The 17,707-nt window shown below is 33.6% G+C and carries 12 protein-coding genes; 10 read left to right on the top strand and 2 right to left on the bottom strand.

The window, feature by feature from the left end; all coding sequences use genetic code 11:
• The first annotated feature begins 191 nt into the window (after positions 1-191).
• The 9 genes from BUA98_RS09570 to BUA98_RS09535 all read left to right on the top strand — a co-directional run bounded on the left by BUA98_RS09570 (position 192) and on the right by BUA98_RS09535 (position 14,605).
• Positions 192-2,993: a triple tyrosine motif-containing protein gene (locus BUA98_RS09570; protein ID WP_317614827.1), complete on the top strand. Its 2,802-nt coding sequence runs from the start codon at positions 192-194 to the stop codon at positions 2,991-2,993.
• A gap of 241 nt (positions 2,994-3,234) precedes the next feature.
• Complete coding sequence (locus BUA98_RS09565; protein WP_072971483.1) at positions 3,235-6,273, top strand: SusC/RagA family TonB-linked outer membrane protein; 3,039 nt, start codon at positions 3,235-3,237, stop codon at positions 6,271-6,273.
• A gap of 11 nt (positions 6,274-6,284) precedes the next feature.
• The gene (locus BUA98_RS09560; RefSeq protein ID WP_072971480.1) at positions 6,285-7,784 is read left to right on the top strand and encodes a RagB/SusD family nutrient uptake outer membrane protein; all 1,500 of its coding nucleotides are present in this window, start codon (positions 6,285-6,287) and stop codon (positions 7,782-7,784) included.
• Between the two features lie 12 nt (positions 7,785-7,796).
• Positions 7,797-9,350: a PKD domain-containing protein gene (locus tag BUA98_RS09555; protein WP_072971477.1), complete on the top strand. Its 1,554-nt coding sequence runs from the start codon at positions 7,797-7,799 to the stop codon at positions 9,348-9,350.
• Positions 9,351-9,362: 12 nt separating this feature from the next.
• Entirely contained in the window at positions 9,363-11,024 is a 1,662-nt protein-coding gene (locus BUA98_RS09550) for a family 16 glycosylhydrolase (protein WP_072971473.1), read from the top strand.
• Positions 11,025-11,106: 82 nt separating this feature from the next.
• Positions 11,107-11,865, top strand: a complete 759-nt coding sequence (locus tag BUA98_RS09545; RefSeq protein ID WP_072971470.1) for a glycoside hydrolase family 16 protein — start codon at positions 11,107-11,109, stop codon at positions 11,863-11,865.
• 311 nt (positions 11,866-12,176) lie between these two features.
• On the top strand, positions 12,177-12,761 hold the full coding sequence (locus BUA98_RS09540) for an RNA polymerase sigma factor (RefSeq protein WP_026982058.1): 585 nt from the start codon (positions 12,177-12,179) through the stop codon (positions 12,759-12,761).
• A gap of 50 nt (positions 12,762-12,811) precedes the next feature.
• Entirely contained in the window at positions 12,812-12,955 is a 144-nt protein-coding gene (locus BUA98_RS22470) for a hypothetical protein (RefSeq protein WP_167547713.1), read from the top strand.
• A gap of 585 nt (positions 12,956-13,540) precedes the next feature.
• Positions 13,541-14,605 carry a tetratricopeptide repeat protein gene (locus BUA98_RS09535; RefSeq protein WP_072971467.1) on the top strand — a complete coding sequence of 355 codons (1,065 nt, stop codon included), beginning with the start codon at positions 13,541-13,543 and terminating at the stop codon, positions 14,603-14,605.
• Between the two features lie 19 nt (positions 14,606-14,624).
• On the opposite strand, the gene BUA98_RS09530 is transcribed toward BUA98_RS09535, so the two are convergent.
• A complete protein-coding gene (locus BUA98_RS09530; protein WP_072971464.1) occupies positions 14,625-15,275 on the bottom strand; it encodes an endonuclease III domain-containing protein in 651 nt (216 codons plus the stop codon).
• Positions 15,276-15,589: 314 nt separating this feature from the next.
• On the opposite strand from BUA98_RS09530, the gene bcp reads away from it, so the two are divergent.
• Positions 15,590-16,042: a thioredoxin-dependent thiol peroxidase gene (gene bcp / locus BUA98_RS09525; RefSeq protein WP_072971461.1), complete on the top strand. Its 453-nt coding sequence runs from the start codon at positions 15,590-15,592 to the stop codon at positions 16,040-16,042.
• Between the two features lie 133 nt (positions 16,043-16,175).
• Here the strand turns inward: bcp and BUA98_RS09520 are convergent, their stop codons facing one another.
• Positions 16,176-17,642, bottom strand: a complete 1,467-nt coding sequence (locus tag BUA98_RS09520) for a nicotinate-nucleotide adenylyltransferase (RefSeq protein WP_072971459.1) — start codon at positions 17,640-17,642, stop codon at positions 16,176-16,178.
• Between the last annotated feature and the right edge of the window lie 65 nt (positions 17,643-17,707).

Below are 17,707 nucleotides of genomic sequence, written 5' to 3'. Positions count from 1 at the left end.
GTGGGAGCGCAATATATTTACCAAAAGACATTATCACAATCCGTTTCCCACGGTTGAAACCGCGGGCTATATTTATAATCGGATAGAACCAAATTTGATATCAAAATCTTATTCATTAAAAGCTTGCATTTTTATTACAAAATAAGCTATTTTAGAACTGCTTTAATACTATTTAATATTCTGACCAAATTTTGAAAACAAAACTAGCTGTACTATTATTTCTGATGAGTTTTTTCCTGTTTTCTCAGGAGTTTCCGCCAATTGTAAAATATTCTTCTTCTGTTTATGGTGCTGGAAATCAAAGTTGGATGATTTCACAGGATGACCAAAACTATTTGTATTTTGCCAATAATGATGGGCTTCTGGAATATAACGGAACCACTTGGCAATTGTATCCGGCTCCAAACGAAACCATTATTCGCTCGGTTAAAGTCATCGGAACAAAAATCTATATAGGTTGTTATATGAATTTTGGTTACTGGACCAGACAAACAAACGGTAAATTAAAATATACTTCGCTTAGTGACACCATTAAAAATAAAATACTAGACGACGAGCAGTTTTGGAATATCCTGAAGTACGATCAGTGGATTTTGTTTCAATCCTTAAACCGAATTTATATTTATGATACTAAAACGGGTAAATTCAAAATCATTGCGCCTAAAAATGGTGTTATAAAATCGTTTGCTCCAAAAAATGCAATCTATTTTCAGACGATAAAGCAGGGCCTTTTTGAAATTGAAAGGGGAAAAGCAAAATTAGTTTCAGATCATCCAATCCTTAAGAAATTTACGATTGTCAATATTTTCACGACAGATGATGGTTTACTGATTCAAACACAATTAGATGGTATTTATAAATTAGTTGGAAATAGTTTAAGCCGTTTTGTTACCGATGTTGATACTGAATTAAAGTCGAGTTTCGTGTATAGTAGTCAATTTCTTCAGGATGGAAGTTTTGCCTTAGGAACGGTTTCAAATGGAATTTTTATTTTATCGAAGAACGGAAAATTAAAATATCATATTTCACAGCGAAAAGGGTTAAGTAATAATACCGCATTATCACTTTTTGAAGATAAGGATCAGAATTTATGGGCAGGATTAGATAACGGAATCAATTGTATTAATATTAATTCTCCGGTGCACAGCTTTACAGATGATTCCGGCGTTTTGGGAACGGTTTATGCTTCAGCAACTTTTAATGGTATGCTATATGTTGGAACGAATCAGGGGTTGTTTTACAAACCCAATCAAAACAATACGGAGTTTAAATTTATAAATGGCACAAAAGGACAAGTCTGGTCACTTTTTGTATATGATAATACGCTTTTTTGCGGACATGATTCAGGAACTTTTATCATTACAAATGACTCGGCCAGAAGTATATCTTCAGCTTCCGGAACATGGAAGTTTGAATCTGTACCAAATAATAAAAATCAATTGCTTCAGGGGAATTATTATGGAATTTCAGTTCTTGAAAAAGTAAACAATCAATGGGTTTTTAAAAACAAGATAGAAGGTTTTGATTATTCGTCAAGATACTTTGAAATCACAAACAATTTTGATGTTTATGTAAGTCATGAATACAAAGGAATCTTTAGGTTGAAATTAGATAAATCATTATTAAAAACACGTGGTTTTTATACTTATAAATCTCCTCTTAAAGGAAAAAATGCAAGTCTTACTAAATTTAATAATCAGATTTATTATGCTTACAAAGGTGGGATTTTTAAGCTAAATCCAAATACTAAATTATTTGAAAAGGATAATTTGCTGAGTTCTATTTTTGAAAAGGACGAATATACATCAGGTAAGTTAATTGTAGATAATTCAAATAAAATCTGGCTGTTTTCTAAGAACTATATTCATTATTTCTCTGCCAGCAAATTGAGCAATCAGTTAAAGCAAAATGTCATTCCGATTCCGTCTTCCTTGACCAATTCCATGTTAGGTTTTGAGAATATTACCCAAATTTCAAAATCAACTTATTTAATAGGCACAACAGATGGCTATTATACTTTAAATATTGACGATTTAAGTTTTAAAAATTATACCGTTTTTGTAACCGATATCACGATTAACAAGCAAAATGAAATCCTGAAAAATGTGGCCATTCAGAATGAGGGAAGTTTTCATTCTAATGAAAATAATATTACTTTAAATTATACAGTTCCGGAGTATAATAAATACATTAATTCAGAATATCAATACTTATTAGAAGGTTTTCAGAATGACTGGAGCGAGTGGAGTACCAAAGCCACGGTAAATTTTAAAAATTTATCACCCGGAAAATATACATTCAAAGTAAGAGCGCGATATGCAAATACAATTTTGCAAAATACCGCCACCTATACATTTATCATTTTAAAACCGTGGTACCTGACTAATCTGGCGTGGTTTATTTATTTCCTGCTGTTTTTAGTGTTAGCCTATTTTATCAATAAGGCCTATATAAATTACTACCATAAACAAAAAGAGAAATTGATTGAGGAAAATAATCTTTTACTGGAGATTAAAGAATTAGAAAATGAACGACAATTAATGAAAGTAAGAAACGAACAACTTTCTCAGGATGTCGATAGTAAAAATCGCGAACTGGCAGTTTCTACAATGAGTTTAAATAGTAAAAATGAACTTCTTGCTTTTATTAAAGAAGATCTAAAGAAAACGAGTCAGGATGATAATAAAAATATCAAATCTGTAATCAGTACAATTAATAAAAATATAACGGAAGAAGATTCCTGGAATGTTTTTAAAGAAGCATTTGATAATGCAGATAAAGATTTTCTGAAAAGAATTAAACAGCTTCACCCTTTATTAACTCCAAATGACCTTAGACTTTGTGCTTATCTGCGACTGAATCTTTCTTCTAAGGAAATAGCGCCTTTATTTAATATCTCTGTTCGAAGTGTAGAGATAAAAAGATATCGTTTGCGTAAAAAAATGGATTTACAGCATGAAATTGGCTTAGTCGAATATATTCTGGCTGTATAGGAAGTCTAAAATCGCTTTCAAAAAACTATACATTACCTCAACATTAACGTTTTGTTGTGCTTTTGTGGTGTTTTTGTTAAAGAAATTAACATTTGTAATTTATAGCTAAATCAAGGGTTTTTTTGATATATACATAATTAAGTGATATTTTTTTTGTGATGTATGTTTTTTGTTGAGGTTAATTTTATCGTTTTCCTAATAGGATCAGATAAATTTATCTTTCAATAAAAACTAACTAATTATGAAATCAAAATTATTACTAACCGTACTATTACTGTTTACATCTTTTGCGTTTTCGCAATCTTTTGATGTTAACGGAACGGTACTAGATGGCGCAGGGTTATCATTACCAGGCGTAAATGTAAAAGTTAAAAATTCTTCAAAAAGTACAACCACAGACTTTGACGGATCTTTTAAACTTTCTGGTGTTTCAACCGGCACCACAATTGTTCTAAGTTATATTGGTTATCGAACACAGGAAGTTGTTGTTTCAGGTCCAAAAATTACAGTTAAAATGAGCGATGATACTAAATCTCTTGAAGAAGTTGTAGTTATTGGTTACGGTAGTCAAAAGAAAAGAGAAGTTACAGGAGCTGTTTCTGTAGTAGACAGTAAGACGCTTGATATTTTGAAACCGGCAAGAATTGAGCAGGCATTACAAGGTACAATGTCTGGTGTGAATGTTACGACGCAATCAGGTGCGCCGGGTGCACCTCTCGATATTCGTATTCGCGGTATAGCTACAAATGGCGAAAACAGACCTACAACTATTATTGATGGTTATGTGGGAGATTTGGGATTACTTAACCCAAATGATATTGAAACAATTACGGTCTTAAAAGATGCTCAGGCAGCTATTTACGGAACGATTGGAGCAAATGGAATTATTTTGGTGACAACTAAAATGGGAAAAAAGAATACTAAAACCAAAGTTTCTTTAAACAGCTACACAGGGTTTCAGTATACATCTAGAAAATTACCAATGCTAAACGCTACTGAATATGCGCTTTTATTAAATGAAAGTTATGCAAATGGCGGAAAAGCGCTTCCTTACCCAAATGTAAGCGGTTTAGGGAATGGTACAGACTGGCAGGATGAAGTATTTAAAGATGGAGTTCCAATCATCAGTAATGATTTGACAATTTCAGGTGGTGGAGAAAAAATTGCGTACTCAATAAGTGGTTCGCATTTAGATCAGGAAGGAATTGTTGGAGGCGACAAATCGGGGTTTTTAAGAAACACGGCAAGATTAGGTTTAACGGCTGATTTAAGTGATAAATTCAAATTGAAAACCAATGTGATTTATACTTATTTTACCAGAAATACATTAAACGAGAATGGACTTGGATCTGTCTTATTTAATGCTTTGAACGTACCGGCAACTTTAACTCCTTATGATGCAAACGGCGATTTTACTTTAGTGCCAAATACTACAGGATTAGGAAATGAAATTATTAATCCGTTAGCACAAATTGCGAACACTTATAACGATTATAATTATAAAAAACTGAATGGAAATTTTGGTTTGGATTATAAAATCTTTAAAGGGTTTGTACTTTCAAGTTCTATAGGTTTTAATACTTCAAACAGCGAATCCAAAACCTTTGGCAAACAAATAAGCTATGGCGGAAAAGTTTTTGATGTACAAAGAAGTTCGGTTACGCAAGGTGCTGTAAATGATAATAATTATTCATTTGACCTTTTTGGAACTTATAATACAAAAATTGCTGATAATCATAATATTGTTGGAACTCTTGGTACAACTATTTTTAAAGAATGGGGTAACGGACTTTTTGCAACAGGATTTGATGTACCTAATAATTCTTGGGATTTTGCAGATATTTCTTTAACAAAAGGAATTTCAGAAACTTTAACTAATAGTTCATACGTGTACGACCAAAGAAGATTGTCTTATTTTGGAAGAGTACAATATGATTATAAAGGTAAATACTTATTGTCAGCAATGTTACGTCGTGATTCTTCGACCAAATTTGGTCCTGGAAACAAAGTAGGGTATTTTCCTTCTTTTACAGGAGGTTGGGTAATCTCTGACGAAGGTTTCTTTGGAGAATCAAAAGCAATAAGCTTCTTAAAATTAAGAGCGAGTTATGGAACTTTAGGAAATGATCAAATTCCTAACTATGGCTATTTAGGACTTTTGACTGGTGAGGCGACTTATGTTTTTGATGGCGCATTGGTAAACGGAATAGCAACTGGACAAGTACCAAATCCGGATTTAAAATGGGAAGAAGCCAGAAAATTTGATGTTGGTTTGGATATGAAATTCCTAAACGACAAACTATTTGTTGTTGCCGATTATTTTATTGATACACGAAATGATTTATTGATTCCTAATATTCCGGTTTCAGGTATTACAGGTACAGGTGCTCCGGGCGCAAGTGCCCCAACTTTGAATGCAGGGTCAGTTAGAAACTCCGGATTTGAATTTTCGATCGATTATAAAGAGAAATTCTCAGATTCATTTTCAATGAGTGTAGGTTACAATGTGACATTTCTTAAAAATGAAGTGTTAGAAGTAAATAATGGAACCGGTTTTATTGAAGGCGGAAATTTTGGAGTAGGGCAGCCTGCACCTTCACGCATGGAAGTAGGAAAACCATTAGGTTACTTCTACGGATACAAAACGGATGGAATTTTTCAAAATCAGGCTGAAGTTGATGCACATCCTTCACAATTGGCATTAGGTGCAAATGCAGCTCCTGGAGATCTTCGTTATGTAGATTCAAATGGTGATGGAGTAATAGATACAAAAGACAAAGCCAACATAGGAGATCCAATTCCAGATGCTACAATGGGTTTCAATGTACAGTTAAATTACAAAAATCTTGATTTTGCTCTCTATACATTTGCTTCAGTAGGGAATGATATGGTTCGTAATTACGAAAGAACATTATCAGATGCAAATCGTTTAGATTACGTATTAGACAGATGGACAGGACAAGGAACAAGCAATTCTACACCAAGAGTTACTACGGGAGCGACAGCAAATACTGTTTTTTCAGATTATTATGTAGAAGATGCATCTTATTTTAGAATTCAAAACATTCAATTAGGTTACACCCTTAGTCCAAACATCTCTCAGAAGGCCGGAATTACAAAATTAAGAATTTACACAGGTGTAAATAACTTATACACATTTACCAAATACAAAGGCTTTGATCCCGGAGCTTCAAATGGAGCTCCAATCGGTGGAGGAATTGACTACGGATTTTATCCTATTCCGAGAACCTATTTATTGGGTTTAAACATTAATTTTTAATTTAAATTAAAATGAAAAAATATTTATTTACAACCATTATAACGCTAGCTCTTTTCTCGACAATAAGTATTTCTTGTTCAGATGAGTTCGTAGATCCAAAGGTAGAATATTCTATAGATTCTGAAAATTACTTTAATTCAAAAGCAGATTACGATCAGGCATTAGTTGCCACGTATGATTTGCTTCAGTCATCTTATGTAAATGTTTTATTAGGTGAAATTGCTTCTGATAATACATTAGCAGGAGGAGAAAGCCCAACAGACGTTATAGGTTTTCAGCAAATAGACGATATGATTCATACGCAGACAAACAGCAATTTAAGAGATATCTGGAACTGGATGTTTGCAGGAGTTCAAAGAGCGAATTATATCCTTGAATTTCAGGATAAAACAGATTTTGAGGGAAAAACCCAACTACTTGCAGAAACACGTTTTCTGAGAGCATATTACCAGTTTGAGTTAGTGAAATGGTTTGGAGGAATCCCGATGAAAGGAGATGCTAGATTTAAAATTGGAGATGAAAAAACAGTGCCACGTGCATCAGTCGAAGAAGTTTATGCTTCAATTGAAGCAGATTTAATTTTCGCTGCAGCTAATTTATCTCCAACGGCATCTCAAAAAGGACGTGTTACTAAAGGCGCTGCTCAGGCATTATTAGGAAAAGCTTATTTATACCAAAATAAATTTGCAGAGGCGGCTGCAGCTCTTGACAGCGTAATAACTTCTGGGAAATACAGTCTGCAAGCCGATTATAATGCAATGTTTGAATTAGACGGCGAAAATGGAACTGAATCTGTTTTTGAAGTACAATATACAGATGTTGAAGGAGCAGGTTTTGGATGTTTACAATGTAGTGAAGGTAACGTAGCAGTAGGTTTTAGCGGAATAAGAAATTATTCAGGGCCACTTTTTTCTTCTGGATTTAGTTTCAATGTTCCGACTAAAGAAGCGGCAGATGCTTTTGAAGCCGGAGACAAGCGTAAAGATGTTGCCATACTGGATATTGAGGCCTGGGCAGCAGCAAATACAAATTATGATGGAGGAAAAGGGGTTTCATTTGGAAAAGGGAATGAAGACACAGGTTACTTTAACAGAAAATATTTACCAAGAAAAAGAAGCTCAGAAGCTCAGGGAGATTTGAACTTAACAAATCCAAATAATTACAGAGCCATACGTTATGCAGATGTTTTATTAATGGCTGCAGAAGCGTATAACCGAGGCGGAAGTAATGATGGAAAAGCAAGAACATACCTGAATGAAGTAAGAAGACGTGCTTTTGGAGATAATAATCATGATATATCAGCTTCTGGAGCTGCTCTTACTGATTTTATTTGGGCAGAAAGAAGAGTTGAGCTATTGGGAGAAGGACATCGTTTCTTCGACTTGGTAAGGACTGGAAAAGCAGTTGGGAAAATACCTGGTTTTACAGCAAACAAAAATGAGTTATTTCCCCTTCCAATTGAAGAAATTCAATTTGCAAACGGAAATTGGCAACAAAACCCTGGATATTAAAAAAACATTATTATGAAAAAAATACATTTTATTATAAGTCTTTTCGTTCTAACAATTTTCAGCGGTTGTTCAAGCGATGAAAGCAGCAATATTGATTTAGATGGCATAAGTGCACCATCTAATATATCTGCTTTGACCACCATAGCACAAGATAATTCAGGTAAGGTCACTTTTTTGCCTAAAGGAGAAGGTGTTACACAGTACAAAGTAAATTTTGGAGACGGAAGCCCAGAATCAGACTATCTGGCGCCGGGAGCTACCGCTAATCATACATATCCTGAAGGAGTTTATCAGGCCAAAATTAAGGCGATGGGAATTAATGGAAAAGTAACGGAAGTAACTCAGAAAGTAACTGTTTCATTTTTGGCACCAACTAACTTGCAAGTAACTTTGGCGCATGTTACAGGAGATAATTTGTCAGCCTCAGTTACAGCAAAAGCAAACTTAGAAACTTTCTTTCAGGTATATTTTGGTGAAACTCCAAATGAAACCCCGACAGATTTCATGGAAGGTGAAACCATTAAACATACTTATGCTAGTGTTGGAGAGTACAAAGTAAAAGTGGTAGCATTGAGCGGAGGTATTGCAAGCACAACTTATGAAGAAACAATTACAATATCGAATCCGGTTTTATTACCTGTTGATTTTGAGTCTACAACGCTTAATTATGCGTTTAATAATTTTGGAGGAGCAAACACAGCTGTAGCTAATAATCCAAGTGTAAACGAAGAAAATCCAAGCGCAAAAGTGGCTAAGTTAAATAAAAGTGCAGGTTCAGAAGTTTGGGCCGGTTCTTTTATAGAATTAGGCGCTCCAATTGATTTTTCAACTTTGAAAAAAATCAAACTTAAAGCATGGTCGCCCAAAGCGGGAATTGTAGTTAAGATGAAATTAGAGAACTTAACAAATCCTGATATCAATACGGAAGTTGATGTAACTAATACAATTGCAAACGGTTGGGAAGAGTTAACTTTTGATTTCTCTGCAGTAGATAATGCTAAGAATTATCAAAGATTAGTAGTATTCTTTGATTTTGGAAATAATGGAACGGGAGCTGATTATTATTTCGACGATATTGAATTAACAGCAGGTGTTGAAACTGTAAAACTACCATTAACTTTTGAATCTTCTGTATTGACTTATGTATTTACCAGTTTTGGAGGAGCAAATTCAGTATTAGGTGATAATCCGGATAAAACAGGAATAAATACATCTGCAAAAGTAGGAGCTTTAACAAAAGGAAACGGAGCTGAAACCTGGGCAGGATCATTCATCGAATTGGCAAGTCCGCTTAATTTTTCAACTTTCAAAAAAATGAAGATGAAAGTATGGTCACCTCAGGCAGGAATAGTAGTTAAAATGAAGTTTGAGAACATGTCCGATAGTTCCATTAATAAAGAAGTAGATGCAACTACAACAGTAGCAAACGGATGGGAAGAACTAACTTTTGATTTCGATGGAGCCACAACGGCCAATCAATTTCAGCGAGTAGTAGTATTCTTTGATTTTGGGGTTAGCGGCACAGGAAAGACCTATTATTTTGATGACATTAAACAATCCAACTAAAAAAACGAAATCATGAGTAAAAAAATAATTATAAATATAATAGCGTTACTGTCACTATTTTTGACAGTAAGTTGCCAGAAAGATGATTATGCATTTGGCGATTTGTCAGCACCATCAAATCTTAAAGTAACAGCTGAAGTTGTCGGAAAAACTGCCGATGCTCCCGATGGAGATGGTTCAGGATTGGTAAAGCTGGTTGCAACCGCAGATAATGCGATATCTTATAAATATGTATTTAGTGACGGAACCTCAGAAAATTCTCCAAGCGGTGTGTTTACTAAGCGTTTTACAAAAACAGGCCTAAATACTTATACGGTTACAGTAATTGCAACAGGAAAAGGAGGTATAGCTACAAATAGTACTGTAGATGTTGCTGTTCTAAGTAATTTTAGTGATGACGAAGCTGTACAGTTCCTTACTGCCGGGACATCTAAAAAATGGTATTGGTCAGCCTCTGAACCAGCACATTTAGGAGTAGGTCAAAATGATGGAGATGCTACTAAAAATTATTATTCAAACTATTATTCAGCTGCACCTTTTGAAAAAGCAGGATCGCCAACAAGTAGCTGCTTATATGATAACGTATTGACGTTCTCTCTTGTCGGAGAACAATTGAAATTCGAACTGGATAATGGAGGAGCAACCTTCTTTAATGCAGCATTCAAAAATGTAGCAGGAGGAAGCGGAGACGGAGATGACTGTTTAGCTTATGATGCATCAGGAGTTAAGACAGTTTCATTAAGTCCATCTGAATCTGTTGTAACCAAAAATCCTGATCATGCAACACAAACAAGAGGTACAATGTTAAACTTCTCTGATGGTGGATTTATGGGTTATTATATTGGTCAAAGTTCTTATGAGATCTTATCAATTACAGAAAACAGAATGGTGGTTAGAGCTGTTATGGGCGGAAACTCAAGTTTGGCATGGTACCATATTTTTACAACTACCAAACCAACTCAGGCTCCACCAGCAGATTTTACGGAACTAGTTTGGTCAGATGAGTTTAATACAGACGGAGCTCCCGATGCAACAAAATGGAACTATGATTTAGGCAAAGGCGATAATGGTTGGGGAAATAATGAAAAGCAGAATTACACCAACGCAGCAACTAATGTAATTGTACAAGGCGGAAATCTAAAAATTACTGCGAAAAAAGAAGCTTCTGGCGGTGCAGAATATTCTTCGGCAAGATTAAAAACAGATGCTAAATTTGCCTTTACTTATGGAAAAGTTGAGGTTAGGGCTAAATTGCCAATTGGTGTAGGAACATGGCCGGCAATTTGGATGCTGGGACAAAATTATGCAACTAAACCCTGGCCTGCCTGTGGAGAAATTGATATAATGGAACATGTTGGAAAAAATCAGGATGTTATTTTGAGCACGCTTCATTATCCTGGACATTCAGGAGGAGAAGGAAATACAGGTTCTAAAACAATTCCGAATGTTTCAACAGAATTTCATGTTTATAAAGCAATCTGGAGTGCGGCATCGGTTACAACGTTTGTAGATGATGTTCAAATTCATTCTGTTCCTAATGATGGCACTTTACCTTTTAATAGTGACTTTTTCTTAATTTTAAATGTCGCAATGGGAGGTAATTTGGGAGGTAATATTGATGCGGCTTTCACGCAGTCTTCTATGGAGATTGATTACGTTAGAGTATATCAATAGATTATAGATTAATTAGTAATAATGAAATGAGAAGGTCAGTTTAGGCTGGCCTTCTTAATTTTGGTAATTTTAAAATGGGACTATGAAAAAAATAATGGTATTGCTATTAATTAGCAGTTTTTGTTTCGCACAAGAAGTAAAAAGAAAACTGGTTTGGGAAGAAAATTTCAATGACAAAAATTTAAACGAAAAAGAGTGGAATTTTGAAATTGGTGATGGTTGTCCAAATCTATGTGGTTTTGGTAATAATGAAAGACAAATTTATACCAAAACAAATCACGAATTTAAAGAAGGAAATTTAGTAATAGAGGCAAGAAAAGAAGGGAATAAATATACTTCTACCAAAATTACCACTAAAGGTAAAAAAGAGTTTTTATACGGACGAATAGAAGCAAGAGCAAAATTACCAATTGGTCATGGATTGTGGCCGGCATTCTGGATGCTTGGTGCAAATATTGATGAGGTACACTGGCCAAAAACCGGCGAAATAGATATTTTAGAATACATTGGTAGAGATCCTCACATGGTATACACCACTTTGCATACACAAGACAGTCATGGAAATACAATTAATACTAAAAGAACAGCTTTCCCTAATATTGAAGAAGGATATCATGTGTATGCAATTGAATGGACAAAAGAGAAAATTGATTTTTTTGTAGATAGTACTTTAGTATATACTTTTAATCCAACAGAAAAAAATGAAAATACCTGGCCTTTTAATAAGCCTTTTTATATCATAGTTAATTTAGCAATTGGAGGTAATTTTGGAGGCCCTGATGTAGATGATAAGGTATTACCGCAAAAGTATTATGTAGATTACATACGTGTATATCAATAGCAATTAAAACTTCTAAATCATAGATATAAATAACTTAAGTATTTAATTGTAAGTTATTTATGTCTATTTTTTTATAGCATCGCTATTCGTAAAAACTAATGTTTTAACGCACTTTATCGATAAAGTTTAACTTTTGTTTATTTTTTTTACTATATTTCTATTAATTATTCTCGCTTTTATTTGCTTTTTAAAATAATTATTTGTTAAATTTGGTCACGATATTAACATAAACTAAAAAAAGATCCGCCTATACAATAAAATTACTTTTTAGAAAAATTACTCCAAATTATAAAAACTAAAAAAGTAGTATTATGGCTGATCTGCATATTCCAGACGCTCTATTAGTAAAAAATTATATCGAAGGCAATGAAACTGCGCTTTCGATACTAATTAAAAGGCACGAGTCTAAAATATATGGATTTATATATTCAAAGATTGCTGATAGAGATATTTCAAACGATATTTTTCAAGACACTTTTATTAAGGTGATCAAAACCTTAAAAAGCAATTCATATAATGAAGAAGGTAAATTCTTGCCTTGGGTTATGCGTATTTCTCACAACTTAATTGTAGACCACTTTCGTAAAACTAAAAAAATGCCAATGTACAGAGAAACAGAAGAGTTTTCTATTTTTTCTGTAATGTCTGACGATTCTCTCACTATCGAAGGAAAAATGATCGTTGATCAGGTCGAAGTAGATTTAAAAAGATTAATCGAAGAACTTCCCGAAGATCAAAAAGAAGTGTTGGTAATGCGTATGTATCAGGATATGAGTTTCAAGGAAATATCTGAACTTACGGATGTTAGCATCAATACGGCACTAGGGAGAATGCGCTATGCATTAATGAATTTGAGAAAAATAATTGATAAACATCAAATTATTTTAACCAACTAATACTATTTTGAATATTAGCTCGTTATACTTTATATAAACATATTTATAGTATGGCGAAAATTTACTCTAAGAAGGAATTAGCTTCTAAAAATCTAAAACCTAAGAAAGAAGTTGTTTCTTTCTTACTAAACTATTCACAAGCATTAACAGTGGTGAAAGTTAAAGATAAAAGTTTTGAGATTATAGCTAATTAAACAGCCCACTATTTTAGTCGGATGTTTATTTTTAAAACCAATTAACTTTTGGTTTGAAAAACTCACTATTTGCAAATAAATGCAGATAGTGAGTTTTTTTATTTTTAAGTAAACAGAAAGTAAGATTATTATTTCTTTTTTGTTTTCTGTAATATCAAAACACCACTTTTTGTGTGATTTTTCTCGTGCTTTAGTTAAAATGTTATATTTAGGTTAAAATTTATTTGTTTATTCGGTTTTTAGTTTTATTTTAGTTAAAAAAGTTGGTTTTAATGCCGTTAATTTAGGTAAGTAAGGTGCTTTTTCGTATTAAAACAACTAAATGATTAGATAATTAACAATGATGTCAAATAATAAATGTTTAACCAATAACCAATAATCTATGAAGAAAAACTACACTGAATTGTTTTGTTTGTTTGTTGTAAGCGTATTAATGTTTTAAATAAAAACATTGATGAAATGGAGTGTTTTGCCAGCTATTCTCAGTTGCAAAATAAATTTTATCTGAACTACTCTTCTTAGACTTTTGTTCTGCATAAAGTGTTCAAAAAAAACCGAGGCATTTAACAACCAAACCAAACCCAAATGAAGAAAAACCTACAGATATTATCATTTTTTTTACTGATAAATATTGGAGCATTCGCTCAACAAGACCAGATCAAAGAGGCACAGTCTCTTTATGATAAAGGAAAAAGCCAGGAAGCGCTGGCGATTTTAAATAAAACAGAATATCTCATTCTTAATGCAGCTGATGAAGCTAAATCAGATTTTTATTTTTTAAAAGGAAATGTATTAAAAGATTTAGCTGTCAAAAATATAGATGCTGCTAATAATTTCACGTTGGCTTCGCAGGCGTATCAGGATGTATTTTTGTACGAGAATGAATCCGGAAAATTCAAATTTACTATTAAAGCTAATGCCGCATTAAAAGAAATGAAATCCAGCCTTGTTAATGGAGCAATGGCCGATTTTAATAGTGGTAAATTCAAAGAAAGTGCCGAGAAAAGCTATAAAGTGTATTTGTTTGATAAGAAAGACACGTTAAATCTTTGTAATGCAGCATCTTCCTCTTTAAATGCAAAGGATTTTGACACAGCCATTAAATATTATGAACACCTAAAAAAGATTAATTATTCTGGAAAAGGGGTTTTGTATTACGCTACAAACAAGAAAACAAAAGAAGAAGACGTTTTTGTTTCGCCAAAAGCCAGAGAGTCTGCTATTCAGCAAGGATTTTATGAAAAACCAAGAACCGAGTCAGTTCCTTCTAAAAAAATAGAGATCAATGGTAATTTAGCTTATGCTTATCTGGAGAAAAAAGAGTACGCCAAATCAGAAAATATTTATAATTATGTTTTAGAGCTTGATCCTAATAATGTTGATGCCTATATTAATATGGCTTATTTGAAGCTAGAAGAGAAAAAAGATTTAGCTAACGAAATAGCGGCTTTAGGAACTTCGGCGGCAGAGATGCAAAAATACGATAAATTAAATGCTAAGAAAGATGATATTGCCCGTAGTGCAATTCCATTTCTTAAAAAAGCCCTTACTTTAGAACCAAAAAATACAGATGCGACAAAGTCACTTTTAGGTATTTACAGGTCATTAGATATGACAAATGAATACAATGCCTTAAAAGGAAGCATGTAAATAAAAAGAAGCTGCTAAATTATTTTTTAGCAGCTTCTTCTATTATTGATTTTTTACCAACCGTTCTGGTAATAATATCTTTCTCTAAACTCCAGCCTCGTGCAGGTGAATATTCTCTCCCGTACCAAATAATCTGAAGATGTAAATCATTCCATATTTCTCTTGGAAAAAGTCTTTTAGCATCTTTTTCAGTCTGAACCACGTTTTTCCCATTCGAAAGATTCCATCTATACATCAATCTGTGAATATGAGTATCTACCGGAAATGCAGGAACGCCAAAAGCCTGAGACATTACAACACTGGCAGTTTTATGTCCAACAGCAGGTAATTCTTCAAGTGCTTCAAAACTTTGCGGAACTTCTCCGTTATGTTTATCAATTAAAATCTGCGATAAACCATGAATACCTTTCGATTTCATTGGCGATAAACCACAAGGACGAATGATTTCCTTAATTTCTTCAATCGACATTTTAACCATATCATAAGGATTATCGGCCTTCGCAAAAAGCAATGGTGTAATCTGATTCACACGCACATCGGTACATTGCGCCGATAGCAAAACTGCAATTAATAAGGTATAAGGGTCTTTATGATCAAGCGGAATAGGGATAGTAGGGTAGAGTTCTTTTAACGTATTTATAACAAATTGTACGCGGGCTTCTTTATTCATTTCCGTATTTTTAATCTCGTAAAAATAGTATAATTTTAATGATGTGCCTAATCCAGCTTTCCGTTTCAACTCCTCATTGTTAAAGCAACATTTTTAAGCATTAACAAGAGCTTCCTCCGGTCGCTTTCTTAATGCAAAAAAATGTAAGCTTTCACAATTCCGGGGTTTTCACTGCAATCTGGGGCAAAAGTTATGGGCTAAAAATTATGAGTTATAATTTATAAGTAGAAGGTATTGAGATATTGAGTCAAATCTTCACTCTTGACTCTTTATTCTATGTTCTAAAAAAAAAAACTAAAATCTAAAATAACAACATGATAACATTAAAAGCAGGAGATAAAGCGCCAAGTTTTTCAGGAGTAGATCAGGATGGTAAAACACATAAACTGGCAGATTATGCAGGAAAAAAACTAGTAGTTTTCTTTTATCCAAAAGCAAGTACGCCAGGTTGTACAGCAGAAGCTTGTGATCTAAGAGATAACTTTGAGCGCTTTAAAGCAAATAATTATGAGCTTCTAGGGGTGAGCGCCGACAGTCAAAAAGCACAGTTAAAATTCAAAGACAAATACGAATTTCCTTTCCCGTTACTGGCTGATGAAGATAAATCAGTAATCAATGCCTTTGGAGTGTGGGGACCAAAGAAATTCATGGGAAAAGAATATGACGGAATCAACAGAACAACTTTCGTGATCGACGAAAAAGGAATTATCGAAGAAGTAATCGAAAAAGTAAAAACAAAAGAACACGCTTCGCAGATTTTGAAATAAATTTTTTGTTTCAGGTTTCAGGTTTTATTTGTTTCAAGTTCCGTGTTGTTTCGTGTAACTAAAGAAACTTGAAACCTGAAACTTGAAACATAAAAAAATCCCCAAAAGAAAAATTTTTCTTTTGGGGATTTTTTTATTCTTGAGTGTTTTGCTCTAATTCCTTTTCCGGATGATATCCAAAAAGGTGATGTTCCTTTATAATTTCGGCAACTCCGGAAGGAAGCATTGGTTCCCAACCCGTTTTTCCCTGGCTGATCATTTTCAAAACTTCTCTCGAGAATACATTTAATATGTTTGGATCGTAATCTTTAATGTCAACTACTTTTCCGTTGAATTTAAAGAATTTATATAATTCTTTCATCCTTGGATGTACTTTTAAGTTATCAGAAGTAATAATTTCACCATTTTCTCCCAACATCGGATATAAGAATACTTTCATATCGCGGTAGAATAATTTTCCGAAAGCTTCCAGTATCCCACCACTTAAATGACGGTAGTATTTCTCATCAAAAATATCCACTAAGTTGTTTACACCCATTGCTAATCCCATTCTGGCTTTGGTATAATTTGAGAAGTACTCAACAACTTTGTAATATTCCTGGAAGTTCGAAATCATTACAGTTTGACCTAATGAACAAAGCAATTCTGCTCTATCCATAAAATCACGTTCGTCAATTTCACCGTCTGAGCGTAAATTAGAAAGTGTAATTTCAAAAACAACTAAAGTATTATCTTTCTCAACCTTGTTTTCTTCCAGAAACATTGTTAATGATTTCTGATACATATCAAGATTTACATTCGTAACCGGACGGAAACTTCCTCTAAAGGCCAAAAGGTTTTTCTTGTATAATACAGCGGCAGGCAATACGTTTTTCCCTTCAGGGTTAAACATTACGGCATCTGTCATTCCGTTTTTAACCAATTGTAAACTCATTAAACGATTATCAACATCAGCAAAACGAGGTCCTGAGAAGTTAATAGTATCGATTTCGAGCTGGTCTTTGTCTAAGTGATCGTATAAATAACGAAGTAATCGTTTTGGATCATTGTATTTGTAAAAAGCACCGTAAATTAGGTTTACACCTAAAATCCCTAATGTTTCTTGTTGTAGTCGGGCGTCAGTCTCTTTAAAACGAATGTGAAGAATAATTTCGTTATAAGCTTCGTCTGGTTCAATTTGGTATCGTATTCCAACCCAGCCGTGACCTTTAAATTGTTTGGCAAAATCAATAGTGGCAACCGTATTGGCATAACTAAAGAAAAGTTTGTTTGGATGTTTTTCTCTACTTAAACGCTCTTCAATAAGTTCACCTTCAAAGGTTAACATTTTTTTGAGTCGGTTTTCAGTAACGTAGCGACCGTCGCCTTCAATTCCGTAAACAGCGTCACTAAAATCTTTGTCATAGGCAGACATTGCTTTTGCAATAGTTCCCGATGAACCTCCGGATCTGAAAAAATGTCTTACAGTTTCCTGTCCAGCACCAATTTCAGCAAATGTTCCGTAAATATTCTCGTTTAAATTAATGCGTAACGCTTTGTCTTTTATAGAAGGAATCTGTTCGATGACCTTGTCACCTTTGAGTTTTATTTCTGTACCCATTTTATTTTAAATAGATTTGTTACAAAGTTAGCAAATTAGGCTTCTAATGAAAGAGAAATAATCCT

Source organism: Flavobacterium saccharophilum (genome assembly GCF_900142735.1).
In the GTDB taxonomy this organism is placed as follows: domain Bacteria; phylum Bacteroidota; class Bacteroidia; order Flavobacteriales; family Flavobacteriaceae; genus Flavobacterium; species Flavobacterium saccharophilum.
The sequence above is the reverse complement of the archived record's forward strand: the minus strand, read 5'-3'. Positions and strand labels throughout refer to the sequence as shown.

Bases quoted from the DNA above. Each gene is read 5' to 3' on its own strand.
- BUA98_RS09550 (WP_072971473.1), top strand. From the start codon at position 9,363: ATGAGTAAAAAAATAATTATAAATATAATAGCGTTACTGTCACTATTT.
- BUA98_RS09565 (WP_072971483.1), top strand. From the start codon at position 3,235: ATGAAATCAAAATTATTACTAACCGTACTATTACTGTTTACATCTTTT.
- BUA98_RS09540 (WP_026982058.1), top strand. From the start codon at position 12,177: ATGGCTGATCTGCATATTCCAGACGCTCTATTAGTAAAAAATTATATC.
- bcp (WP_072971461.1), top strand. From the start codon at position 15,590: ATGATAACATTAAAAGCAGGAGATAAAGCGCCAAGTTTTTCAGGAGTA.
- BUA98_RS09535 (WP_072971467.1), top strand. From the start codon at position 13,541: ATGAAGAAAAACCTACAGATATTATCATTTTTTTTACTGATAAATATT.
- BUA98_RS09520 (WP_072971459.1), bottom strand. From the start codon at position 17,642: ATGGGTACAGAAATAAAACTCAAAGGTGACAAGGTCATCGAACAGATT.
- BUA98_RS22470 (WP_167547713.1), top strand. From the start codon at position 12,812: ATGGCGAAAATTTACTCTAAGAAGGAATTAGCTTCTAAAAATCTAAAA.
- BUA98_RS09545 (WP_072971470.1), top strand. From the start codon at position 11,107: ATGAAAAAAATAATGGTATTGCTATTAATTAGCAGTTTTTGTTTCGCA.
- BUA98_RS09560 (WP_072971480.1), top strand. From the start codon at position 6,285: ATGAAAAAATATTTATTTACAACCATTATAACGCTAGCTCTTTTCTCG.
- BUA98_RS09555 (WP_072971477.1), top strand. From the start codon at position 7,797: ATGAAAAAAATACATTTTATTATAAGTCTTTTCGTTCTAACAATTTTC.
- BUA98_RS09530 (WP_072971464.1), bottom strand. From the start codon at position 15,275: ATGAATAAAGAAGCCCGCGTACAATTTGTTATAAATACGTTAAAAGAA.